At 63.9% G+C, this 23,553-nt stretch carries 21 protein-coding genes; 12 read left to right on the top strand and 9 right to left on the bottom strand.

Features of this window, described 5'->3' with window-relative positions; translation table 11 throughout:
• Nucleotides 1-38 precede the first annotated feature (38 nt).
• Nucleotides 39-731: a TetR/AcrR family transcriptional regulator C-terminal domain-containing protein gene (locus tag F3087_RS40645; RefSeq protein ID WP_150407506.1), complete on the bottom strand. Its 693-nt coding sequence runs from the start codon at nt 729-731 to the stop codon at nt 39-41.
• Between the two features lie 92 nt (nt 732-823).
• Here F3087_RS40645 and F3087_RS40650 point away from each other — a divergent pair, with 92 nt between their 5' ends.
• From F3087_RS40650 to F3087_RS40670, 5 genes are read left to right on the top strand one after another with little or no spacing between them, the layout of a single operon-like run.
• Nucleotides 824-2,023: a CaiB/BaiF CoA transferase family protein gene (locus F3087_RS40650; RefSeq protein WP_150407507.1), complete on the top strand. Its 1,200-nt coding sequence runs from the start codon at nt 824-826 to the stop codon at nt 2,021-2,023.
• Nucleotides 2,023-2,862, top strand: coding sequence for an HpcH/HpaI aldolase/citrate lyase family protein (locus tag F3087_RS40655; protein WP_150407508.1), 840 nt, complete (start codon nt 2,023-2,025; stop codon nt 2,860-2,862). The genes F3087_RS40650 and F3087_RS40655 overlap by 1 nt, the downstream gene beginning before the upstream one ends.
• Nucleotides 2,863-2,878: 16 nt before the next feature.
• Nucleotides 2,879-3,679 (top strand): cyclase family protein, encoded by an 801-nt coding sequence (locus F3087_RS40660; RefSeq protein ID WP_150407509.1) that lies wholly within the window; start codon nt 2,879-2,881, stop codon nt 3,677-3,679.
• Nucleotides 3,680-3,681: 2 nt separating this feature from the next.
• The gene (locus tag F3087_RS40665) at nt 3,682-5,169 is read left to right on the top strand and encodes an MmgE/PrpD family protein (protein ID WP_150407510.1); all 1,488 of its coding nucleotides are present in this window, start codon (nt 3,682-3,684) and stop codon (nt 5,167-5,169) included.
• Nucleotides 5,132-6,421 (top strand): MFS transporter, encoded by a 1,290-nt coding sequence (locus tag F3087_RS40670; protein ID WP_191094389.1) that lies wholly within the window; start codon nt 5,132-5,134, stop codon nt 6,419-6,421. Before F3087_RS40665 ends, F3087_RS40670 begins: the two co-directional genes overlap by 38 nt.
• A 117-nt stretch (nt 6,422-6,538) precedes the next feature.
• Here F3087_RS40670 and F3087_RS40675 read toward each other — a convergent pair whose 3' ends face one another.
• The gene (locus F3087_RS40675) at nt 6,539-7,801 is read right to left on the bottom strand and encodes an MFS transporter (RefSeq protein ID WP_150407512.1); all 1,263 of its coding nucleotides are present in this window, start codon (nt 7,799-7,801) and stop codon (nt 6,539-6,541) included.
• Between the two features lie 141 nt (nt 7,802-7,942).
• Here F3087_RS40675 and F3087_RS40680 point away from each other — a divergent pair, with 141 nt between their 5' ends.
• Nucleotides 7,943-8,149 (top strand): hypothetical protein, encoded by a 207-nt coding sequence (locus F3087_RS40680; protein ID WP_150407513.1) that lies wholly within the window; start codon nt 7,943-7,945, stop codon nt 8,147-8,149.
• Between the two features lie 40 nt (nt 8,150-8,189).
• Here the strand turns inward: F3087_RS40680 and F3087_RS40685 are convergent, their stop codons facing one another.
• On the bottom strand, nt 8,190-9,599 hold the full coding sequence (locus F3087_RS40685; RefSeq protein ID WP_223885725.1) for a glycoside hydrolase family 47 protein: 1,410 nt from the start codon (nt 9,597-9,599) through the stop codon (nt 8,190-8,192).
• 686 nt (nt 9,600-10,285) lie between these two features.
• Between F3087_RS40685 and F3087_RS40690 the strand changes: the two genes are divergently transcribed.
• Nucleotides 10,286-10,837 (top strand): ATP-binding protein, encoded by a 552-nt coding sequence (locus F3087_RS40690; RefSeq protein WP_191094390.1) that lies wholly within the window; start codon nt 10,286-10,288, stop codon nt 10,835-10,837.
• A 22-nt stretch (nt 10,838-10,859) separates the two neighbouring features.
• Here the strand turns inward: F3087_RS40690 and F3087_RS40695 are convergent, their stop codons facing one another.
• The 4 genes from F3087_RS40695 to F3087_RS40710 form a co-directional block, all read right to left on the bottom strand.
• On the bottom strand, nt 10,860-11,681 hold the full coding sequence (locus F3087_RS40695) for a YceI family protein (protein ID WP_150407514.1): 822 nt from the start codon (nt 11,679-11,681) through the stop codon (nt 10,860-10,862).
• Nucleotides 11,678-14,254, bottom strand: coding sequence for an MFS transporter (locus F3087_RS40700; protein WP_150407515.1), 2,577 nt, complete (start codon nt 14,252-14,254; stop codon nt 11,678-11,680). Before F3087_RS40700 ends, F3087_RS40695 begins: the two co-directional genes overlap by 4 nt.
• A gap of 10 nt (nt 14,255-14,264) precedes the next feature.
• On the bottom strand, nt 14,265-14,678 hold the full coding sequence (locus F3087_RS40705; RefSeq protein ID WP_223885726.1) for a MarR family winged helix-turn-helix transcriptional regulator: 414 nt from the start codon (nt 14,676-14,678) through the stop codon (nt 14,265-14,267).
• Nucleotides 14,679-14,931: 253 nt separating this feature from the next.
• A complete protein-coding gene (locus F3087_RS40710) occupies nt 14,932-15,438 on the bottom strand; it encodes a peroxiredoxin-like family protein (RefSeq protein WP_263407276.1) in 507 nt (168 codons plus the stop codon).
• 233 nt (nt 15,439-15,671) lie between these two features.
• On the opposite strand from F3087_RS40710, the gene F3087_RS40715 reads away from it, so the two are divergent.
• Complete coding sequence (locus tag F3087_RS40715; protein WP_223885727.1) at nt 15,672-16,307, top strand: TetR/AcrR family transcriptional regulator; 636 nt, start codon at nt 15,672-15,674, stop codon at nt 16,305-16,307.
• A gap of 21 nt (nt 16,308-16,328) precedes the next feature.
• On the opposite strand, the gene F3087_RS40720 is transcribed toward F3087_RS40715, so the two are convergent.
• The gene (locus F3087_RS40720; RefSeq protein WP_150407518.1) at nt 16,329-17,165 is read right to left on the bottom strand and encodes an enoyl-CoA hydratase/isomerase family protein; all 837 of its coding nucleotides are present in this window, start codon (nt 17,163-17,165) and stop codon (nt 16,329-16,331) included.
• Nucleotides 17,166-17,949: 784 nt separating this feature from the next.
• On the opposite strand from F3087_RS40720, the gene F3087_RS40725 reads away from it, so the two are divergent.
• The 4 genes from F3087_RS40725 to F3087_RS40740 all read left to right on the top strand — a co-directional run bounded on the left by F3087_RS40725 (nt 17,950) and on the right by F3087_RS40740 (nt 22,418).
• Nucleotides 17,950-19,257, top strand: coding sequence for an ABC transporter substrate-binding protein (locus F3087_RS40725; protein ID WP_150407519.1), 1,308 nt, complete (start codon nt 17,950-17,952; stop codon nt 19,255-19,257).
• The gene (locus F3087_RS40730; protein ID WP_150407520.1) at nt 19,254-20,198 is read left to right on the top strand and encodes a carbohydrate ABC transporter permease; all 945 of its coding nucleotides are present in this window, start codon (nt 19,254-19,256) and stop codon (nt 20,196-20,198) included. Before F3087_RS40725 ends, F3087_RS40730 begins: the two co-directional genes overlap by 4 nt.
• On the top strand, nt 20,199-21,047 hold the full coding sequence (locus F3087_RS40735) for a carbohydrate ABC transporter permease (RefSeq protein ID WP_150407521.1): 849 nt from the start codon (nt 20,199-20,201) through the stop codon (nt 21,045-21,047).
• Between the two features lie 102 nt (nt 21,048-21,149).
• On the top strand, nt 21,150-22,418 hold the full coding sequence (locus F3087_RS40740) for an MFS transporter (protein WP_150407522.1): 1,269 nt from the start codon (nt 21,150-21,152) through the stop codon (nt 22,416-22,418).
• A gap of 34 nt (nt 22,419-22,452) precedes the next feature.
• Here the strand turns inward: F3087_RS40740 and F3087_RS40745 are convergent, their stop codons facing one another.
• Nucleotides 22,453-23,508, bottom strand: a complete 1,056-nt coding sequence (locus F3087_RS40745; protein WP_150407523.1) for a glycosyltransferase family 4 protein — start codon at nt 23,506-23,508, stop codon at nt 22,453-22,455.
• Nucleotides 23,509-23,553 lie beyond the last annotated feature (45 nt).

Consider the following 23,553-nt stretch of genomic DNA (forward strand, 5'->3'; position numbering starts at 1 on the left):
GCCGGGTTTTCGGCGGTCAGCGGTGACGCTGCTGTCGCTCATGCCGGGACCCCCTCGTGCCCTGCTCGCAATCCGTCGATAAGTGTGGCCAATCCCCAGTGGAATTGCCCTTCGGTGGGGCCCTCGGGAAGGAATTGCGCCGCGGCGTGTATGACGGGGTAGTCGTTTGTCGGCAGGTCGACCAGCGTGTGCTGCCACCACGATTCGTGGTCGACGGCGGTTGGTGTTCTGGTGCGGGGTATTTCGTACAGCACGAAACCGAGGGTGTAGGTCTGGACGGCGCGGAATGCCTGGACGGCATTGTGCAGTGACCAGCCCGCGGTGGTCAATTCGGTCAGGATCCATTCCATGAGGTCGGCCACCTGCGGCCCCCACATCTTCCGCTCCACGAGCATCTGGGCCAGAGATGGATACTCGAGCATTCGTTCGCGCAGCGCGTTCGAGTATCGGCGCAACACCTCCTCCCAAGTCAGTCCCGGGGTCCGTTGCAACGGGAATTCCGCCAGGATCCGGGCACATAACAGGCCGAGTAGCTGATCCTTGTCATCGATCCGGCCGTAGATCGTCATGACACCACAGCCGAGCCTGCCGGCGAGCTTGGGCATGCTGACCGCATCGAGGCCCTCCTCCTGAGCGAGTTCCAGAGCGGCATCGACGATCCGCTCCGTGGTGAGAGTGCCCCGCGGAAGGCGTCGGCGTGGATTTTCGGCGGCCGTGTCCCTGACGGTCATATGCGCAACCCCTTGCGATAGTCGACGGAATCAGTCTACGGTGAGATTTACCGTAAGGCTTACGGTAAAGCGTACTAGCAAGAGGTGCCGACATGACCACAGCAGCTGACCGACTTCCGTTGTCCGACCTTCGGGTCCTCGACGCGGCCACCTTGTTCGCAGGTCCGACGGCCGCGGCACTACTTGCCGATTTCGGTGCCGACGTCATCAAGATCGAGCATCCGGGCGGCGAGCCCGGGCGATTGAACGGGCGACTCGTCGATGGAATTTCCTTGTGGTCCAAGACCGTCGGCCGCAACAAGCGGGCCATGACGCTGGATCTCGGGCGGCCAGAGGGGCGAGAGATCTTCTTGAAGCTGGCTCGAAGCGCCGACGTCGTGGTGGAGAACTTCCGTCCGGGGACCTTCGAGCGGTGGGGGCTGGATTACGACACTCTCGCGGAAGTCAACCCGGGCGTCATCCTCCTCCGGGTGACCGGGTTCGGGCAGGTCGGTCCTATGCGGTCCCGGGCGGGCTTCGGCACGCTCGCCGAGGCGATGAGCGGATTCGCTTACAGTACGGGCGAGCCGGATGGTCCACCCACGCTCCCGCCGTTCGGCCTGGCCGATGGCATTGCCGGCATCACCGGTGCGTATGCGGTCATGGTTGCGCTGCATACTCGGCGGAACACCGGCCGAGGCCAGGTGATCGACCTCTCGTTGCTGGAACCGATCATGTCGGTGCTCGGTCCGCAGATCACGACGTACCAGCAGCTGGGGATCGTGCAGGAGCGGGTCGGCAACCGCTCGGTGAACAACGCCCCCCGCAACACTTATCGATGCCGGGACGGACGCTGGGTGGCAGTGTCCACCAGCGCACAGAGCATCGCCGAACGCGTGCTGCGTCTGGTAGGCAGACCAGAGGTCATCGACGAGCCTTGGTTCGCCAACGGGTACGGCCGGGTCCAGCACGTCGAGGAGCTCGACAACGCGGTCGGCAGCTGGATCGCCGAGCGCGACTCCGCCGAAGTGATAGCAGCGTTCGACAAAGCCGACGCCGCCGTCGCTCTGATTTACAACGCCGCGGACATCGCCACCGACCCACAGTTCGCCGCACTGGGCACCATCGTGCACGTCGATGACCCGGAACTCGGCGATCTCGCCATCCAGGCCCCGCCGGTGCGATTGACCGGCACACCGGGCCGTATTCGCTGGGCCGGACGAGCCAAGGGCGCCGACAACGCGGAGATCTACCGAGCCCTCGGCATCGGCGACGATGAGCTCGTGCGCCTGCATGCGGCCGGGATCGTGTGATGCCTCCCGTACGCAGCTGGCTGTACGTTCCCGGCGATCGCCCGGACCGATTCGACACGGCCGTCCACAGCGGCGCCGATGCGGTCGTCATCGACCTCGAGGACGCCGTCACAGCCGACCGCAAGCCGTTCGCCCGGGAGGCCACCGCAGCCTTCCTGATGCGGCACAACCCATCGAACGTCCTGGTCCGGATCAACGCGCTGGACATGGGCGGACGGGACGATCTCGCAGCGCTCGCTCGATCGAGGCCGGCGGGGATCCGCGTGGCAAAGGCCGAACAACCCGGGCAGATCGAGGAAGTCGCGGCCGCCGCACCGGAGGTGCCGGTATGGCCGGTCATAGAGTCCGCGCTCGGTGTCGAACACGCGTTGACCTTGGCGACGTGTCATCGTCAAGTCGCCGGCCTGCTGATCGGCAATGTCGATCTCGCCACCGATCTGCGAATCACCGATCCCGAGGTCATCCGTGCGGTCGGGTTACGGGTGCTCGTCGCCGCGGCGGCCGCGGGCCTGCCGCGGCCGCCCATGAGTGTTTACCCTGACCTCCGTGACCTGACCGGTTTGGCTCAGGACTGTATTCGAGGACTAGCCCAGGGGTATTGGGGGCGCTCGGTTATCCATCCCAGTCAGATACCGGTCGTCAATGGCATCTTCATTCCGGACCAGACCGCATTACGACACGCCCAGGCGATAGTCGCCCAGGCAAACGCGCACGGCACCGGAGCACAGGTAGACAGCACGGGTGTGTTCGTGGACGGCGCCGTTGTCCGACATGCCCGCTCCGTTGTCGACGCCGCGGCCACGGAACTCGATGCCGGACGCCGAGATCAACCACAGTAGGAGGGCCGAGAAAGAAATGACGATTCTGGATTATCTGCGGAACGGGGTGCGTATCTTCGACCTCGCCCAGCCCTTGGAGAACGGGATGCCCTGTTCCCCTAGTCATCCCGGATTCCACATGGGTTTGATCAGACGCCACGGCGATCGCGTCAACCCAGACGGCGGATCGGGTTCGAACGAGCTGATCACGATCGGCGGCCACGTCGGTACCCACATCGATGCACTCGCGCACTACTCGATGGGCGGCCGTCTGCACGGCGGTCTCGATGCCGCCGCGACGAGCACCGGCGGACGATTCCAGCAACTCGGAGTCGAGACGATCGAACCGATCGTCTGCCGGGGCGTCCTGCTCGATGTCGCAGACGCCCTCGGTGTGCAACGACTGGAGCCGGGTTACGGGATTTCGCCCGAGGATCTGTCGAAGGCGCTCGGTGAACTCACCCTCGATCCGGGCGATGTCGCACTGATCCGCACCGGATGGCCACAGCTCTACACCGACACCGAGTCCTACCTCGGTCAGCAGATCGGCGCACCCGGCATCACCGAATCCGCCGCGATCTGGCTCGCCCGGCACGGTGTTCGCGCCGCCGGCATCGACACCATCGCCTTCGATCAGATTCGGCCCGGCTTCGGGCATACCGTGATGCCCGCGCACCGTGTGCTCCTTTTCGATGCCGGGATCAACATCATCGAGGTGCTCGATCTCGAAGAGATTGCCGCCCAGAAGGTTACCGAATTCATGTTCGTGCTGGCACCACTGAAATTGGTCGGCGCCACCGGCTCGCCGGTGCGACCGCTGGCCGTGGTGGAGGCCTGAGAATGGACATTCGATCGATCGCTGCCAGGCTCGCTGCCTGGGCATACGACACCTACCGCGTCGATCTGCCTGGTCCGGTCACCGCCCGCGTCGCCGCGGCGATGCTCGACACCACCGGGTGTCTGCTCGCCGGCCTGGACAGCGCCCCGGCCGCCGCGGTCGCGGCATACGTGACCGAAACACATCCCGGCGGTTTGTTCGCAACGCTGCCCACGGACCGTGTCGCACTTGTTCTCGGAACAGCCGCGCACGCACACGATTTCGACGACGCGCATCTTCCCACACTGGTACATCCCAGCACCGTGGCTGTTCCCACCGCCCTCGCCCATGCCAGGATCGACGGTCTCTCCGGTGCGCAGCTCGTCCGGGCAGTAGCCATCGGCTCCGAGATCAGCATCCGCATCGGTTTGGCCGCCGTGCAAGACGGCTCCGGAGACTCCATTCTGTTCGATCGCGGCCTGCACATGACCTCGGTCTGTGGCACCGTCGGTGCCGCGGTTACTGCCGGTCTACTGCGTGGATTGAGCTCCGGCCAACTGGCACACGCGATTACCTCAGCCATGAGCTTTTCCTCGGGTCTGCTGGAAAGCAATCGCGTCGGCGGCACCGTCAAACCGGTCCACGCGGGGTGGGCTGCCGCAGCCGGTACCACCGCCGCAGGGCTGGCCGGCCACGGACTCAGCGGTGCACCGACCGCGTTCGAGGGACGGTTCGGATTCGCGCGCGCGTTCATCGGTGCCGCCGCGAACCTCGATGCGGTCACCCAGCAGCTCGGTGACCACTGGCATTACTTGTCCACCGGCGTCAAACCATTTCCGACCAACGGATTCACCCATCCCGGCATCGACACCGCCTTGCAGCTACGAGCCGCGGGTGTCGCCGCCGGACAGATCGTCGAGGTCGAACTGGCACTCGCGGCACCCACTTTACGTGCTGTCGCAGATCCACCCGCGGACAAAGCCGAGCCTGCCAGCGGATACTCAGCGCGCTTCTCCGCGCCGTTCACGTTCGCCGTCGCATTGCACGGTGGGGGAGGTCTAGGGGTGGCGCTCAACGACTTCACCGACGACATCATCGACAATCCCGAAATACTTGCCCTCGCACATCGCATAACGTGCACGGCCGGCGATCGCGAGACCAAACGGTTCCCTGACCACCTGGGCTGTACCGCTCGAGCACTGCTCACCGACGGAACGACCCGGACGATATCCGTCGAGGATTCTCTCGGCTCGCCCGCGCGGCCATTGCGTCCCGATCAGATCCGCGAGAAATTCGACTCCAATGCCGCACACCTCGCTGATCCTCGCCACCTACGCGAGCAGCTGGTAACAGTGCCCGCACTCCCGAATGCGCTCGACCTGTTCACCGCCCTCAGCACGGTCATCGCGACAGCGTCGGAACAAAACACCCCTGCACCAGTCGCCGATGGCGATCTCGCGACGAGGACTCCCCGTGCACAACATCGAAACACCCAGCGACCCACACCCTGAACCTCGCACGCCCGGCTTGCCTGCGGGCCCCTGGTATCGCCAGGTCAGCCGGACCGGCTGGCAGGCTCTTACCGTCGCCGGTTTCGCGTGGACCTTCGAAGTCTTCGACGTCGTCACGCTCGCGCTGACCATTCCCGCGCTCATCCATGACTTCGGCTCCAGCAAAGCACAACTGGGTTCGGTCGCCACCGTCCAAGCCGTCGGCCTGATCATCGGGGGCATCGCCGGGGGATGGATCGCGGAGCGGATCGGCCGGACCAAGGCCCTGAGCTACGCTGTCGCCCTGTACGCGGTGCTCACCGGGCTGACCGCGCTCGCGCCCTCGCTCGAATGGGTTGCCGCGCTCCGCTTTTCGGCGGGACTCGGCATGGGCGCCACCTGGTCGGCAGGTGCACCCCTGGTGGCCGAAACTTGGCCTGCCGCTCACCGCGGTAAGGGGGGCGCGCTCATGCAGGGCGGCATCCCGATAGGAAATCTGCTGGCACTGGCCGCCGTCGCCGTTGTCGACCACCTCGCCGGCGGACTCGATGACGGCGGCTGGCGATGGATGTTCGCCCTCGGTGCCCTGCCCTTGATCCTCGCGGTCTACGTCCGGATCACTACCGCAGAATCCCCCCTCTGGGTGAGCCGGAAGCCGGCGGATCGGCAACACATGGTCCGCACCCTGCTTCGTCGAGACCGAGGTCCACTTCTGCTGACCCTTGCCTTCACCTTCTGCCTGCAGTACTTGTTCTGGGCCGTGGCGACATTCCTGCCGACCTACCTGCAAGAGATCGATCACCTGACACTCGGGAAGTCGCTGGTTTTCCTGATAGTTCAGCAGCTGGGCGCAATCCTCGGGTTCATCGGCTTCGGCGCCGTCGCCGACCGCTGGGGGCGCAAACCCACCTTTCTCACTTATCTCGCGGTTTCCGTGTTCGCCATCGGACTCCTGATCACCGTAGCCGCACACCCGCTGGTGCTGGGCGCCGCCTTCTTGGCCGGCATCGGGGTCAGTGGTGTATCCGCCGGCATCATCCCGTGGACCGCCGAAATGATGTATCGCTCACCCGTCCGAGCACTGGCCATGGGGTTCACCTATAACGGCGGCCGAGTCGGCGGTGCCATCGCGCCATTCATCGTCGGCGCGCTAGCGGTCAGCACCACCGGTTTCCGGCTCGGACTCGGCACCGCAATCGTCGCCGCAATCGGAGCCATGGTGTTGATGGGCGTTTCCCGCGAAACGAAGGGCAAGGATCTCGTCCATCAATAGACGCCGCTGTCACCGGCACCGAACAAGTCACTGAGGTTACCGCGGTGGAGCTGCAGGGCCGCTCGAGCTTGCGCGGCGGTGATCTCGGCCAGACCTGGAGTAGATACTGCTGCGGGGTCAGGCCGTATCGAGGGCGCGGCGTCCCGTAACCGGTCCCCAGATACCGATCAGGGTGACCATCGCAAGGAGCGCGACGGCGATCACCGAGAAGACGAGTGCGGGACCGTTCGGACGGTCGAGCAGCGGTAATAGGAAGAAGGGTAGTAGTGCGGTGCTGACTTTGGACAGCGAGTACGTCGCGCCGGAGGCGGTACCGCGGACCGCGGTGGGGAAGGATTCCGGGAGGTAGGTATGAATCGCATCCGAGAAGACATTGCTGGTGAGGGTGAACAACCCGCCGGAGAGCAGGATCAGCGGAACGCCGGTGGCGAAGCCGAATATCAATCCGAGCAAGGCCATCAGCGAGGCGGTCCCCATCACCAGATGTTTTCGTTCGAACCGCTCCATGAGCGGAATGGCCAGTAGCGAACCGAGCGGATAGCCGAGATAGGCAATGGTCAAGTACCGCAGCGCGGTAACCACCTCGAAGCCCTTGCGGTCCAGCACGAGCACGACCAGCGCGCCGAAACCGTAGTAGCCGAACACCTCGAGAATCATCACCGCGGAGAACAGGCTGGTGCGTGCGCGATAGGGAGGCCGCATGATCGCACGGAACGGAAGGACGTCGGCCTTTTTCCCCTGTCGCGCCAGCCAGTGCGGCGACTCCGGCATGCTCCGACGCGCCACGACCACGACCGCGGCGCCGAGGCCGCCGATCACGAACAACCAGCGCCAGCCGTCGATCCCGAAGGGCCGCAACGGAACCAGCCATCTCGCCAGGAAACCGACGGTGGGCACGGCGCAGAAGCCGATCGTATACGCCATGGCGATCATGCGGCCACGCACCTGCGGCGGAACGACTTCGGACAGATAGGTGTCGGAAACGGTCATCTCCGCACCGATCCCGAGTCCGGCGAGAACCCGCGTCGCCATCAGAAAGGCGATGTTCGGGCTGAACGCGCCGAGCAGGGTGAACCCGGAGTACAACGCGATATTCACCATGAACATGCGCCGCCGCCCGAACACGTCCGACAACCGGCCGATCACCAGCGCACCGAGGAACTGTCCCGCGAAGGCCGATCCCACGATGCCGCTGAGCTGGAATACGGACAGCCGCATTTCCTGCTTCAGCACTCCGGTGACGGTCCCGGCGAGGAAGAGCTCGTAGAGGTCGAAAAATAGCCCCGCACCGACCAGAACGACCAGTTTACGATGAATAGGGCGAACCGGTAATTCGTCGAGCCGCGGCTGTTCGCGCCCGACATCGGAAGCGGTTGTCATCCTGGCAGATTGAGGGTGCCCTGCCGCACGTCGCAACGTGGCCCTTGCCAATCATGGGAAGGGGCAAGGGTACGCCTGGGTTTCAGCCGTTTGTACGAAGATGGCGCAGGAGGCTGGCGTCCGCATCCGTGCACGACATCCGTGCACGACGCCCAGTTCGGCGCCCGGCGCGTCGTCGAGGATCTCGCGACCGCATTCAGCGCGAGCCTGCTGGTCCGCTACTCGATCCCGGCCGTCGCCGACGCCTACTGTGCGGCCCGCCTGGGCGAGGACCGCGGCCTGTGCTACGGCACACTGCCCGCTGGGATCGACGCCAAAGCCATCATCGACCGGTCGCTGCCGGCGTGAGTGTCGTCGTATGGGTGCGCGGTTTAACCGGCCGTAAGCGTCACTGTTGCTTCCGTAGTCCGCGCAGAATCTTTCCCTCGGTGCTGAGATATCCGGTGTCGTAGTCGAATCGAGGAGTCCCGGAGAAGGTCAAGTACAGCCATTTGAAGTTCTCGGCGAAGAGATAGGCCGGGCATCGGTCTCCGCGAACCATCGGCTGCTGGGTCATGTCGGTGACGATGGTGTATCCGTTCGGCACTCGATGGTAGGTATTCAAGTTCTGGAAATACCTCCAGGCCGCATCGCGATAGTACGGATCACCCGTGTGCCGATAAAGGTCGTATGCGCAGTTAGCGTATTCGGGAAAGAGGTGGTTAGCCGGGTCGAGGACCGTAAGATCGAGATAATCAATTGTGTTCGGGATGATCGCGTAGGCGTCGAGGACAGCCGTCCACGATCGGAAGTAGTCTGCCGCAAGGAGCGTATCGTCGCTCGGGCAGAAGACGCTGACAGCGAGTTCGGACTGTCGGCGATTCCGAAGCTCGCCGGTATGCATGTCGACATTTCTGAACCACAGCGACCCATTGATGCGTTCGACCTGAGACCGTCTGATCGCCGCGTCGAAGATCCAGAACCACGCCAGGCAATCCGGATCGCCGAACATGGCCCAAGCGCCCCACAGGTATTCGTAGAACGAGTCGACCGGCGGTTCGGGCGCTGTACTGGTCGTGTCAGTCCATTCTCCGGTTTCGATATTTATGGACGTGCCGAGCAGATCAAGCCCGGAACGCCGATCGATGACCGCCTGATAGGAGCGCTTGGCCGCACGGTAATACTTCGGATCGCCGGTCAACTCCGACAACACGCCGAATTCGAGGATGTTGGTACCGATCCCCGCCAGCGACCCGGTATCGCCGGAAACCTTTCCCGTGCGCAGATTGACGAATGAATAGGGTATACCCGTCGGCGACAGGGTAAAGGCAGGCAACAGGCGGTCGGCCAGGTCCCGGACTGCATCGAGCATGCGCTGACTTCCGGTCGCGAAATAGCCGGCGAGTAGGCCACCGACCAGCCGGATGATCGATTCGAAGACAAAAAAGTCTGCATCGATGTCGAAATCGAGATTCTGCTCGAGCCAAGCTGTCGACAGCGCGACCTCGTCGTCGAGCCCCATGACATAGAGCGTGTCGAGCGCTTCGATGATCGATAGACCGACCGGATGCTCGTCGGCGAAGAACTCCGCATAGCCGCCGGACACCGGCAGCACTTCGTCGTGTCCCCATGCCAGCCGCTTGTAGCCGTTCCATGCGTGCAGGAATTCAGCACGAATCGCTTCGGCCTTTTCCGGCTCGGGTGGACCGACGCGAGCCGTGGCAGCAACGTGCGGTGCGCCGAGGCCCGATACCGGCACGGCATGGACCGGCGGCGCTAGTACAGCGGCAATCGGCACTCCAGCAGCGAGCCACGCCATCGCTCTACGGCGAGACAGCTGTGTCGGAGAAGCCGCTGTCCTGATCCTGCTCGTCATCCGTCGCGCTCCATATCGTGTGGTCGAAGAGGTGCTGCCAGTTGCTGACACGATCTTGTACAGCTGGCTAGGCGCTACGCGGACAACGAAATTCGTGCGCAGTCGACTCGGTGCCGTCGATCTGCCGCACCATGCGTGGCCGAAGGGCAGCCTGTCAGGTGTGGATGGGACCGGTCCCACGCGGCTCGCGAGTTCCGCCAGGCCACTCCACACCCCGAGTTCATCCGGCGGAGGCAAGTTTTGCGCCGGCCCGATTCACGATGCTGATTCTCGAGGCAACCTGCTCGCAAGACCCAGACGCGGCTCGGCGGAGTAGCGCTTTGCTCGAATCGGCTGGATTATCGGCTGGATCACCTTTCGGTGCAATTCGGTTATCGCCCGAATTCAGCGTTTACTGCCCTTAGCGTGTTCCTCCGCATGGGAACATCCGACAGTACCCCGACTCGGCGCGACGCTTGTCGGCGAATGTGATAGGCAACACCGGCGAGTCGTGGGATACTTCTGTCGTGAATGGGCCGAGGTCTACGTGGCGGAATACGACGCATGACTGGACCACGGAGGTGGACGTCGATCACTTGCAGTGCATCCGGCGGAATCCAGAAACAATGGCGCCCAGCGGTACTCGGCACATGATTCTGGAAGTCGTTGCCTATGCGGCGGAGGAAGCCGAGTGCAACGGCGGAGGACGGTGTCTCCTCGTCTCGCACCCTGATGGTTCGGTATCGGTGTCGGACAACGGCAGGGGCACCGACACTCGGATCGACGACCAGGGCCGATATGTGCGCAAGCCGATCATGGCGTCGAAGGACCTGCGCTTTTTCGACTTTCCTGATGCCCAATCGCTGCCTGATGGACACCCACGTCGCGGGATATCCGTCGTGGCGGCCCTGAGCAGATGGCTGATTCACACCAATCGCCGCGGTGACATGGCCTGGAGCCAGCGCTACGAGCACGGCATACCGGTGACCGATCTGGTCCGCGTTGCCTCGGACGGTTCGACTGGGACCACGGTCCACTTCCTCCCGGACACCGAGTTGGTCCCGGTAGCTGCACTCCACGCGGGCGAGCTGTTGCGGCTCGCCTCCTTCTGGCCGCACTTGTCCGTTGAGGTCGACGTCGGATCCGGGGTGGACGGGTCCGTGGACCTGGGCCTCGACGCGGCCGTCGAGCCCCTGGACTGAGGCTGACCCCGGCGGCGGACGACTATGCCGACGGAAGCTGCTCGCCCTGGACCACTTCGATGTCGAGGTCGATCTTGACCGTGGTGCCGACGGCGGCGACACCGGCCCGTACCATCGCGTTGTAGTCGATAGCGAAATCGTTGCGGTGCAACAGGGTTTCGGCATGGAAGGCCGCCCTGACCCCGCCCCACAGGTCGGGACCGTAACCACCGTAGGTGACGTCCATCTCGATCGGGCGGACTTGCCCGTGCAGAGTGAGTTCGCCGGCCATCACCCAGGTATCGCCACCCGTGCGGCGAAACCCCTTGGCGGCGAAGCCGATCACCGGATAACGCTCGGCATCGAGGAATTCCGCCGAACGCAGGTGATCATCGCGCATACCGATCCCGGTATCGATGCTGCCGGTCTTGATCTCGGCGAATCCTGTCGATCTGTCGAAATTCGCGGCGATGGTCAGTGACCCGCCGACTTCGGCGAAGCGAGCCTTGATGCTGGCGATACCCAGGTGTCGCGCCGTAACCATCACTGTCGAATGCACCGGATCGATCGTCCACGGCCCGGCCGGCGGAGTGGCGATCGCGCCCGCTTCCAGGGCCAGAACGATGTCGACCAGCCCGCCGGAGCCGTCTGCGGCAGCCCGAGTCACCTGAGCCACCGGCCGGAATCCGGGCGCGGTGACCACCGCGGTGTGCGTGCCCGGGGGGAGCGGTTGGGTGGCCGCGGTCCCGGTCGCGTCGGCGACCGCACGGGCGAGCTGACGTCCGCCCAGGTCGGTCACCGTCAGTACTGCCTCGGCTACTGGCCAGCCCTCGGTGGTGAGGATGCGGGCCGTCAAACCGTTCATGACCGCTCTGCCGTCTTCTCGTATCCGAGCCGTACGTCGTGGCTGATCTCACCCCCGGAGACGGTGATCCGGCTGGTCACCGGCGGGTAACCGCGGGCGACCACGGTGTACTCGCCCTCGGGTAGATCGGGCACCACGTAGTGCCCGATCTCGTCGGTGCGGGCGGAGGCTACGGTCCTGTCGGCCTCGTCCAGAACCAGGACTTGTGCGTCCGGCACCGCACGTCCATCGGCCCAGACCGACCCGGCCAGCATCGCCATCGGGGACAGTTCGACGTCGTAACGCAGCAAGCCGCTGTCGGGCACGGTGAGCGTGGTGGCAAAGGGCCGCATATGATCGGCCACGGCGACCAGGGTATAGACCCCCGGCACCACGCTGTGGCAGACGTAGACGCCGTCGTCACCGGTGACCGCGGCGCCTACGACCTCACCGCGCATATCGGTCAGCGTGACAGTCGCCGCGGCCAGCGGTGCGCGGCGGTCGGCCGAGCGCACCGTGCCCGACAGCTCGCCCGAGCCGAGCATGGTGATGTCCTTCGATTGCGGCCGGTCGCCGACAGTGACGTTCACCGCCGTGGGCTGATGTCCGCTTGCCGACACGATCAGCACAAAACTGCCAGGGTGCGGGGCATCGATCCGGTAGCCACCCTCGGCTCCGCCGATGGAACGCGAAACCTGGTGTCCGCGTTGGTCGATCAGCGTCAGCGCGACACCGGGCACGGGACGGCCGTCCTTGCGGTGGATACGACCCCCGAACGAATGGGCATCACCGTCGGAGGCCGGGAGGCCGGCTGCCGACGCGGCGAACGCCAACTGCGACACCGCGGTTGGGCTCGGGAAGTCGGCTGTGCCGCGCCGCTCCGGAATGGCACGGATGCCTACACTCGCAGGCATCGGCTCGGGCGAAAACAGTTTCTCGTCATCTTCCCAGGCCCTTGTCTGCCCCCATGACGCCACACTGCGGATTGTCGCCTGCCCGTCGGGTACCGGGGCTGGCGCCGAGTCGTCCTGCAACGGAATCTCTTTCATGAACAACAGCACGATGCACGCCAGCAGCGCGGTACCCGCCGCGGTGTAGAAAACCCCGTGCAGAGAATTGGTGAAGCCGATCAGGGTCGGGTCGCGCAGCTGTGCCGGCAAGGCCGCGATACCGCTGGTGTTGCTTTGTATCCGGTGCAGCTCGGACATCGCGAACTCGGGCGGAAGATGCCCGCCGAAGGCATCGACGATCTTGTGTGGCAACTGGTTGAACAGGATCGTCAGGAATACCGCGACGCCCACGGTGCCGCCCATCTGGCGGAAGAAGGTCGCCGCCGCGGTGGATACGCCCATGTCCGAGCGTGGTCCCGCGTTCTGTGCCGCGATGATCAGCGTCTGCATACAGCCGCCGAGACCGAATCCGATCACGGCGCTGTAGAGCAACGGCTGCCACAGCGGACTGTCGAAACGCACCTGCGCGTAGAAAACGCCGCCGCACGCGATGACGAAGGTGCCGATCACCGGCAGGATCTTGTATCGGCCGGTGAGCTTGGTGACCTGCCCCGCGATCTGCGCACCGATCGTGATGCCCAGCACCAGCGGCATCATCATCAGGCCTGCCTCGGTGGGCGAATATCCGCGTACTACCTGCAAATACAGCGGGATCATCGAGATGATGCCGAACATGGCGATGCCGACGATAAAACCACCCGCGGCGGTAACCGAGAACGTCGAGTTCTTGAACAGCCGCAACGGAAGCAGCGCGGCGTCCTTCATCAGATACTCGATGAACAAGAACAAGATCAGGCCGATCGCGCCGATCGCGTAGCAGATGGTCGACTTATTGGTATTCCAGCCCCAGCTGCGGCCCTGCTCGGCCACTATCAGCAGCGGCACGACACAGATAGCCAGCGCAACCGCGCCGAACCAGTCGATTCTGTGGTTCTGCCGCAGATGCGGAACGTCGAGTACCCGGAAGACCACGACCAGTGCGATCACGCCGATCGGCACGTTCACCAGGAACACCCAGCGCCAGCCCTCGATGCCCCACAGCCGGTCGAAGCCGGAGAACCAGCCGCCCAGCACCGGACCGAGCACGGTCGCGATACCGAACACCATCGTGAAATAGCCTTGGTAACGGACCCGCTCGCGCGTCGGCACGATGTCGCCGATGATGGTGAACGCGAGCGACATCAAGCCACCCGCACCCAGGCCCTGGAACGCGCGGAAGCCGGCCAGCTCGTACATCGACGTGGCGGTGGTGCATGCCGCTGAACCGATGACGAACAAGGTGATCGCGGTGAGGAAGAAGGGTTTTCGCCCGTAGATATCGGCCAGCTTGCCGTACAGGGGAGTGCTTATGGTGGCCGTGATCAGGTACGCCGTGGTAGCCCATGCCTGCTGATCGAAACCGTGCAGGCTGTTGGCGATGCGCACGATCGCCACGCTCACGATGTTCTGGTCGAGTGCGGCCAGGAACATGCCGAGCAGCAAGCCGGAGAGAATGGTGAGAATCTGCGAGTGTGATAGCGACGCGCTTGCATCTGCCTCCGGATTCGGCTGGACAGCCGGTCTCCGCGTGGCCGAATTCGTCATATTTCGAAACCTATTTCGGTTCGGATAGCTGTGGGGAAGCGGCCTCGATGCCGCGATTGAGCCGATCGAGGAGAACGATCAAGATGGATCGTTCCTCGGGTGTCCAGTCGGCGAGAATGTCGGCCCACCAGAGATTGTGCAGTCGGCGGTTCGCCTCGAAGACTCGCACGCCTTCCGCGGTGGCCGTGAGCACGCAGGCGCGACCGTCGATCGGATCGGCCCCGCGCTCGATCAGTCCGTGGGACACCAGGGATCTGGTTTGCCTGCTGATGGTCGAGATCTCGGCATGCAGTTCTTCGGCGAGTTTGCCGGTGCGCTGGGCCCCGTCGCGAACGAGGCAGAACAGCACGGCGTAGGCGAGCCTCTCCAGCCCGTCGGGCCCGTGCTTGGTCAGCCGCGTCTTCGCCCTGCCGACTGCCCGCATGAAACGGAGTAACTGCGCACCCAGGCGGTCAGCGTCATCGAGCGCGGTGGTCGCGGCTGTAGAGCCGGCGGCAATCAATTCAGATGCCCCCTCACGCATATCGGCGGAATTGACTAGCAGACACAATTAGTTGGTGGAGACAACTATGTATCGACCCTAGCGAGCAGATCCGGACTGCTGGCGGATCGGCTTCCCAGGGCTGGGAGTGTCACCGATCCTTGCCCTGTCACCAGCTTGCGACGGAACGGCCGAGTCAGCCGAGCAGGTCGAGGGCGTCGATGATGTCGGCGATTTCGGTGCGGGTGGTGTAATCGGGATGCACATCGATCCAGCGAATTACCCCTTCGCTGTCGACGAGCACGACCGTGGGCATGGGCAGACCGTCGGTCCCGTCGGCGTTGATCCGGGTCAAGTCGATTCCCAAGCTGTTCTGGATACGGCGCTCAGCCGGACCGGGTGCGGTGAGTACGCCGAGGCGCTCGGCGATTCGATTGCCGGGATCCGACAAGACGGTGAAGCTCAGCTCGTTCTTCTGGGTCATGCTCAACGAGCCGTCCGGCTTCTGCGGGCTGATGGCGACGAGCTCGATCCCCCGCTCGGCGAGGACGGGTACAAGTTGTTCCTGATAGGCGTGCAGCGTGACGTTGCAGTAGGGACACCAGGCGCCACGGTAGGTCACCACCACCGCGGGGTTTCCGCGGCGGGCAGCGGTGAGAGTGGTGGGGGCGCCGTGGACGTCGAGCAGTTCGCCGTCAGGCATGGTGGCCCCTGCGGGAAGAACGCTTGCGTCACCGATCTCCGCCTGAACCGCGACGGGGGCGCGGCCACCGAATGCCTTGTGCAAAGCATGGATTCGCTCAGCGACCGTTTTGTTCGTGTCTGTCATCGAAGTATCTCCAGTGAGAGCGGCGCTGGATCAAGCCGCATATCGCAACTTAAAGTTGCGATACTAAGATAATGCAGCACCTGTCTCCAAAGCAACTAGGAGTTGCGATGACATTCGATGCTCCGCCGGCGATGCGGGCCGGCGTTGTCGGCCGCGGACGCAAGGTCCGGGTGGCAGTGCTTGCGGCGACCCTGGCGGAGCTCGGTGAGAAAGGTTTTGCCGCGCTGACGATCGAGAACGTCGCGCGCCGGGCCGGGGTGCACAAGACGACCGTCTATCGGCGGTGGAAAGACCCGCAAAACCTGATCATCGATGCACTCACCGACCACGTCGCATCGAACATTGCCATCCCGGACACCGGGGATGTGGCGTCCGATCTGCGGCAACTCGCCCGGCACGTGGTGCGGCTACAGAACAGTCCTGTCGATCGGGCGGTCACCGCCGCACTGCATTCCGATGCCGCACGATTGCCCGAGATCGCTGCGATCAGATCCCATTTCTTCGGCGATCGTTTTCGTCGCGCCGAACCGATCGTCAGTCGGGCGGTCGAGCGCGGAGAGTTGCCCGTGGGTACCGACCCGACTTCGACGATCAAGGCGCTCATCGCTCCGATCTATCTGCGGATCCTGGTCACAGCCGAACCTATCGACGATGCCGCTGCCGACCAGGCCGCGCGAATCGCCTTGGCCGCTGCCCGCGCGGGCGTGTTCGCGCCGGATGGTCCACAGTCGTTCACGAGGTGATCGACCGCTGTGGCGTAATTGTCACCAGGGCGTCGGCTCGGCGAAATTCGGTGGGCGGTGTTCGGTTTGGGCGGTGAGCGCCTCGACGAGGTCGGGCCCGAAGAAGCTCATCGCTTCGAAGGCGATCGAGGCCTCGAAGGCCGGCGTAGCGGTCCGCAGCCAATGATTGAGCGTGCGTTTGGTCCAGCGCAAAGCGTGCTGTGGGCCGGTCGCCAGGCGATGGGCGATGTCGAGCGCGGTGTCGAGCACGTCACTGGCTGGGACTGCGAGGCTTACCAGGCCGAGGCGCTCGGCGACTTCGCCGGTGAGGTCTTCGGAGGTGAGCAAATAGAACTTCGCCTTGGCCAAGCCGCACAGCAGGGGCCAGATCATGACCGAATGGTCTCCTGCGGCAATGCCCTCGCGCAGATGCCCGTCGATCAGGCGCGCGTTTGTCGCCGCGACGCTGATGTCCGCGAGCAGGGCGGTCGCGAGCCCTGAGCCCATGGCTTCGCCATTGATGGCGGAGATGATCGGCTTGTCGCAGTTGACCATGCCATGGGCGTTGACCAGTCCCGCTCGAATGACATGGACGATGTTGCCGTAATTGCCGGGGTATTCGAGCATCTCGTCGACGTAGCCTTCGAGCGTCCAGAACTTGTCTCCCCGGCCGGTGACGACCGCGACCCGTAGCTCCGCGTCATCAGCGAAATCGCGCCAGAGGTAACCGATTTCGGTGTGGCGACGGGTGAGGGTGGCGGTTGGGGATCCAGCGGGCTCGGCGATCGTGACTAGCAGGACCCCGTTGTCGCGCCGCTCGAGTGTGAGCGTCCGATACTTGCCCCAGTCGATGGTGGGACGTGAGTCGTCGATGGGCATGGCTGATCTTCCTTCGGGTTCGGCGTCTTGGGATGTGTGTCGCCATGAGCTGCAACGCCGCGAGCTTCGGTGTATCGCAACATGGAGTTGCAATATCAGGCTAGAACAGGCCCGGTTTCAACGCAACTGAAAGTTGCGATGATGCACACGTCTGTTCATGCGGAGCATGTATGTCCACTGTTCGAGCGGTAGCTGAATATATGCTGATAGCGGTTTGGATCAGGTACCCGATGGATGCCGGTGTTCTCGAGGATTAGCCGAATTGGAGGTGGTGCGGTGCCCGGTGATCGAATTCTCCATTGGTGCGCCACGGTGGTGGTCGGCGTTGCGGCGATATCTTGTCCAGGCGTAGTTGGCGCGTTGCCGGCGCAGGCGGCCCCGCCGTCGGGTGAGTACGTGACCTACTGCTACGCCGTCACCGACCCTGCTGGTAGCCCCATACGTCAGGATCCGAATTTCCGTAGTCCCATCTCGGGTTGGTGCCGTTCGGGTCATCGGCTCGTCGTGCACCACTTCGCCGTCACCGAAGACCCCCGAGCCTGGTATTACCTGACCGATGACGCCAACGGGGTAACGGGATGGATGTACGGCGCGGACATCGATACGTCGTATAACGGCCGCAGTTGACTTCCTGAGGCCGAATGTTTCTCGGCAGGCCGCAAGCTCGAGGGTGGTCGGCACGACAACATAGTGCGACGGACCATGTCCGGCATTCCCAGTCATGACGAGTGGATAGTGTGTCCTGGATCCCGTCGGGCTTCTTGAATCAAAGGATTCGGCACCTATGCAAATCGGAAGACGAGCGTTTTTGCGCGGCGCCGGTGCTGCTGCCGGCGCGTCTGTGTTGGTCTCTTCGGCCGGGTGCGGCCACGATGAGGACGCGCTGACCTTCTTTTTTCAAGCGAATCCGGAAGAAGCGCGGGGGCGGATGCGGGTCATCGACGAGTTCGCCCGGTTGCATCCCGACATCAAGGTTCGCACGGTGCTGTCCGGACCGGATCCCATGCAGCAGATGCTCATCTTCTGTGCCGGCGGTAAGTGCCCCGACGTGCTGATGGCATGGGAGCAGACCTACGCGTGTCTGGCTGATCGGGGAGTGCTGCTGGATCTGAACACAATGCTTGCCGACGACCCGGCTTTTGCCGCCGAGCTGAAAAAGGATAGTATCCCGGCGCTGTACGACACGTTCGCCTTCAAGGGCGGACAGTACGCGTTTCCGGAGCAATGGTCGGGAAACTTCCTGTTCTATAATCGGCAGCTCCTCGCCGAAGCGGGGCTCATGCCACCCGGAAATTGGTCAGGCGCATGGAGTTTCGCCGAGTTCCTCGACGCGGCCAGAACCCTTACGATGCATGATCGGTCGGGGAAGACGACGCAGTGGGGCTTCGTGGAGACCTGGGTTCCGCATTACTCGGCAGGCCTGTTCGGCATGAACAACGGTGTCTCGTGGACCAGTCCGCGTACCGATCCCGCGCGAAGCAATTTCGGGGAGGACGCCTTCATCGAAGGTGTGCAGTTCTACAGTGACCTGGCAAACAAATACCGGGTGGCGCCGACGGCGGCGGACACGCAATCCATGGCCAGCATGGATCTATTCGGCCAGGGCAGGGCTGCCTTCGCGCTGGGCGGGCACTGGCGGTATAACACATTCACCGGTGCGGACAACCTCGAGCTCGATGTCACGGCACTGCCGGTCGGACCGAAAGGTCTTCGGGCACAATCGAACATCGGCACGACGGGGCTGGCGATCGCGGCCGCCAGTCCGCGTAAGCAACAGGCGTGGGAATTCCTGAAATTCATGACCGGCCCGGTCGGGCAGGCGATTATCGCCGAGACTGGATTGTTCGTCCCGGTCCGGACGTCGGCGGTGCGATCTCCGGGGTTCGCGACAGCGCACACGCGGGTGCGCAATCTGCAGATCTTGACGGACGGGCCGGCCAACTCGGCTCCACTGCCGGTGACACCGGCCTGGGAGCGTGTCGACGCCCTGATGCGCCGCTACTTCGGACCCGTTCTTCGAGGGTCGAAGCCGGCAACCTCGCTGCGGAACGAACTCGCCCGAGACACCGCCGAGGTGCTGACCAACCGATGATCACCGCTGACGAGCCCACCTCCGCCGATCCTGGTACGGCCGTTCGGCCCGGTCGTACCGCCCTGGCGCGGCGACAGGCCCGTGCTGCCCGGATATTTGTCGCACCGAATCTGCTCGCGGTGGTGGTGTTCCTGCTGTTTCCGCTTGGAATGTCGCTATATCTGAGCGTTCAGCGCTGGGATCTGTTCGGCCCGATGCGATTCATCGGCATGGCGAACTTCGCCCGCATGCTGACCGGCGATCCGCTCTTTCCGATCGCGCTGCGCAATACGATCGTCTTCACGCTGGGAACGGTGATACCGACGGTGACGATCAGCCTGGTCGTCGCACAGACATTGAACCGGCAACTTCGATTCATCGGGATATTCCGGACGATTCTCTTTCTGCCGCTCGCAGTTTCGAGCGTGGTGATGGCGGTGGTGTGGCGATTCGTCTTCGACACCAACAACGGGCTACTCAACATTATGCTCGGCTGGATCGGCGTCGACCCGATCCCATGGCTGGTCGACCCGCACTGGGCGATGGCCGCGCTGTGCCTGGTCGGTGTGTGGAAGAGTATTCCGTTCGCGACCGTGGTTCTGCTGGCGGCGATGCAAGGGGTGCCCTCGAATCTGTACGAGGCGGCACAGCTCGACGGCGCCGGAGAATTGCGGCAGTTCTTCTCCATCACCCTGCCGATGATCCGCGGAGCACTGTCGTTCGTGCTGGTGGTCTCCGTCATCACCACGGTGCAGGCGTTTGACCAGGTGTTCGTCCTCACCGGCGGTCATGGCGGCCCCGAGACGAGCACATACGTCTTCGGCATCATGATCTTCCAGAACGCCTTCGCCTTCGGTGACGTCGGCTACGCCTCCGCTATCGCTTGGCTGATCTTCCTGATCCTTTTGGCACTTACCGTCGTCCAACTGTGGTTCGCCCGCAAAAACGCAATGGAGGAATAAATGCCCGCTGCTGCTACGCGTCTGAGCAGGCGCAGTATCGCCCGTGCCGCCGCACTCTATCTTGCGCTTATCGCCATGGCGTGGTGTGCGTTGTCTCCGATTCTGTGGGCGCTGTCGGGGTCGCTGAAACAGGAGTCCGAGATCACTACTACCACTCTCATTCCGTCGCATCCACAATGGTCCAATTACAGCAGCGTTTTTCAGCTCATGCCGTTCGGGCGGATGTTCCTGAACACCGTCGTATACGCCGGATGCATCACCGTGGGACAGGTGTTCTTCTGCTCGCTGGCCGGGTACGCTTTCGCTCGTTTACGATTCACCGGCCGCGACACGATATTCGTCATCTATCTGGCCACGCTGATGATACCGTCGGCGGTCATTGTCGTCCCGCAATTCATCGTGATGCGGATCCTCGGCTGGACCGACACGCCGTGGGCCATGATCGTTCCTGTACTGTTCGGCAGCGCGTTCGGCACATATATGATGCGCCAATTCTTCCGCACCTTGCCCGACGAACTCGAGGAAGCGGCCCTGCTGGACGGCTGCACGCCCTGGCAGATCTATTGGCGCGTCCTGCTCCCGCATGCCAAGCCGGCAGTCGTGGTGCTGGCTGTGCTCACCTGGGTCAATGTGTGGAACGACTTCATGTGGCCGCTCGTCATGATCCAACGCAAAGACATCTCTACCGTCACTTTGGGCCTGGTCTGGATGCAAGGTCAATACATCTCTAAATGGCCTGTTCTGATGGCTGCCGCCATGTTGATCCTGCTCCCGCTCGCCATCACCTACGCCATCGCACAGCGCGCATTCATTCGAGGTGTGACCATGGCGGGATTCGGCGGGCAATGACGGCACTGTCGGTCGCACCACGGGCGATCTGATGGGCGGCCGGTCCACGGGAGCTTGCGGTCCGACGCCGCGTAATGTCACTTGGTCGACGGGAGGAGCCGCATGGCTGCAGGAGACGGCGATCCGGCGGGTGCGGCACCGCACCGAACTGATATCGCCCGGTTGGTTGCGCTGATCGCTGTCGTTGCGGCGGTCGCGGTCAATCTGCGCCCTGGGATCACCACCGTCGGACCCGAACTGGAGGTCCTCACAGCACATTTCGGTGCCGGCACCCGCGCGGCCGGGGTCATTACCGCAGCGCCTCTCTTCGCCTTCGCTCTGGTGAGCCTGTCGACACCGATTGTGCTGGCCCGGATTTCGCTTCGCGCGGGTCTCTACTGGGCCTTGGCCCTGATCGGCATGAGCCTTGCGGTCCGCCCGTGGAGCGGGCTATGGATCTTCGTCCTCGCGACCTGCGCCGCGGCGGCCGGGGTTGGGGCCGTCGGGGTCTTGCTACCCGCCGTGATCAGGGCCATCGGCAACACCGGTCCCCTGATCGCCGCGTTCACCACTGCGCTGCAAGCGGGTTCCGCGATCGGTTTCGCTGCCATCGTGCCACTCGCGCATGCGTTCGGCAGCTGGCAATGGGCGCTCGCGGTGTGGGCCGTGCTCGCGCCGATCGGTGCGGTCGCGCTGTGGCGATCCCCCGCAGCATCGGTGACCTCGATCGGTACCGGTCTGCCGCGGGGGCCGGCGAATCCGATCGCGCTGCTGCGACACACCGAAACAATAGGCCTGGCAGTCTTTTTCGGGTTGCAGGCGCTGGTGGCCTTCGTCGTCATCGGCTGGCTGCCGTCGGTGCTGCACGATGCCGGTATCGGCGCGGAGCTCGCCGGCGCCTACCTCGGCCTCCTGACTTGTGTCGCGGTGCCGATCAGTTTCATAGTGCCGCCGATCGTGGCCAGGTCGGCGCACCGCGCGCGGTGGCTGGCTGGGTTCAGCATGTTCAGCGCGACCGGGATTCTCGGGTTCATCGTCGCACCTGACGTCGCACCGTTGGCGTGGTCGATTGTGCTCGGCGCCGGGCTTTCGGTGTTCTCCCTGGCACTGACGGTCATCACACTGCGCGCCGAGTCTCAGGAGGAGGTTCTCCTGCTTTCGAGCGCGGTCCAGGGCGTCGGTTACCTCATCGCCGCCATTGGGCCCTACGCGTTCGGCGTGGTGAAGCAATTCGGTGACGGCTGGGGCCTCCCGCTCACCGTGCTCTTCGCGACAACGCTGGTACAGGTGGCCGTCGGATTCGCCGTCGGCGATCCGAACCGGCGTTCGTCAGGTCGCAACAGCGCACGTCGGCGTGGTGCGCGTTCGACGGTCGAAGTGGAGACCCCCTAGCCGCGGCACCGAAACGTTCGCTGATACAGCGCGATCAGCTGTTCGCCAAGCGAGTGGCCTCGTCGACAAAGCCGGTGAGGATGGTCGATAAGTCGTCCAGATTGAAATGCCGTTCCACGACGGTTGCGTTGTTGTCGAGAATCGAATCCAGGCGCTCGGGGCTTCGCAGCACCTCGATGATCGTCGGAATATCGATAGGGTCCAGCACGATCAGGCCGGTCGCACGAATCTCCGTGAGTACTGGGTAGGGTCCGGCAATGATCAATTTTCGTGCCGCCGCCGCCTCTATCACGGGCAGCCCCCAGCCCTCCCAGGTCGAGGGAAGAACGACGACATCGGCGGCCGCGTACATGTCCGCTCGATCGTCTACGTAGCCTCGAATCGCGCCCGGCGCGTCTCGAAGAGCGGCCTCGGAAAGGCTCCCCGGCGGTGCGTCCGACGGGTCGGTGAGCCAGTAATGTACCGGCCGCCCAAACACGGTCAGACTTCGGGCGATCCGCACGGCGGCGGGAATATTCTTTCGCTCGATCATGCGTGCGGGATGCAGGACGAGTAGCGCGTCGCCGTCAACTCCCAGTCGCTTTCGGGTATACGCCCGGTCGCCTTTTATCAACCCGACGGTATCGACGCGATTGGCCGATACCTGAAGTGCGCGCGACCGCACTAGTCGTGGCCAGCGCTCGGCGTATTGAACGTAGCTGAGCTGGTTGAGAACAACATGCAAGAACCGAGGATTCACCACCGGCACCACCCCCGGCGGAATCGGACGCAGGGGCAAGCACTGCCACGGTGGATCGTGATGACGCACGATGGTCGGCATCGATGATTCGACAGCCGCCCGCTCCCATACCATCGCTGCCTCCGGAGCGCTCCACAGCGTGACGGCATTGTCGAGAACGAGGACATCGTTGGTTTCGCACAAGTGCGCGACGATCGCCGCGTCGACCTTTGGCGGAAACCCGCCCGCCGTATTCGCCCACATCCCGGCAACAACCACATCGTCGGACTCGTGATCGTTGAAATGCCCGGCCGCGCGGATTACGGTCGCACCGAGGGATCGGAAGCCGGCAATCCATTTCGCCGCTTCCACGCTCACTCCGTCGACCCCGCCCAGCCGGTGAGAGACCACGCAGAC

This window comes from Nocardia colli, from assembly GCF_008704205.1.
Classification (GTDB): Bacteria; Actinomycetota; Actinomycetes; order Mycobacteriales; family Mycobacteriaceae; genus Nocardia; species Nocardia colli.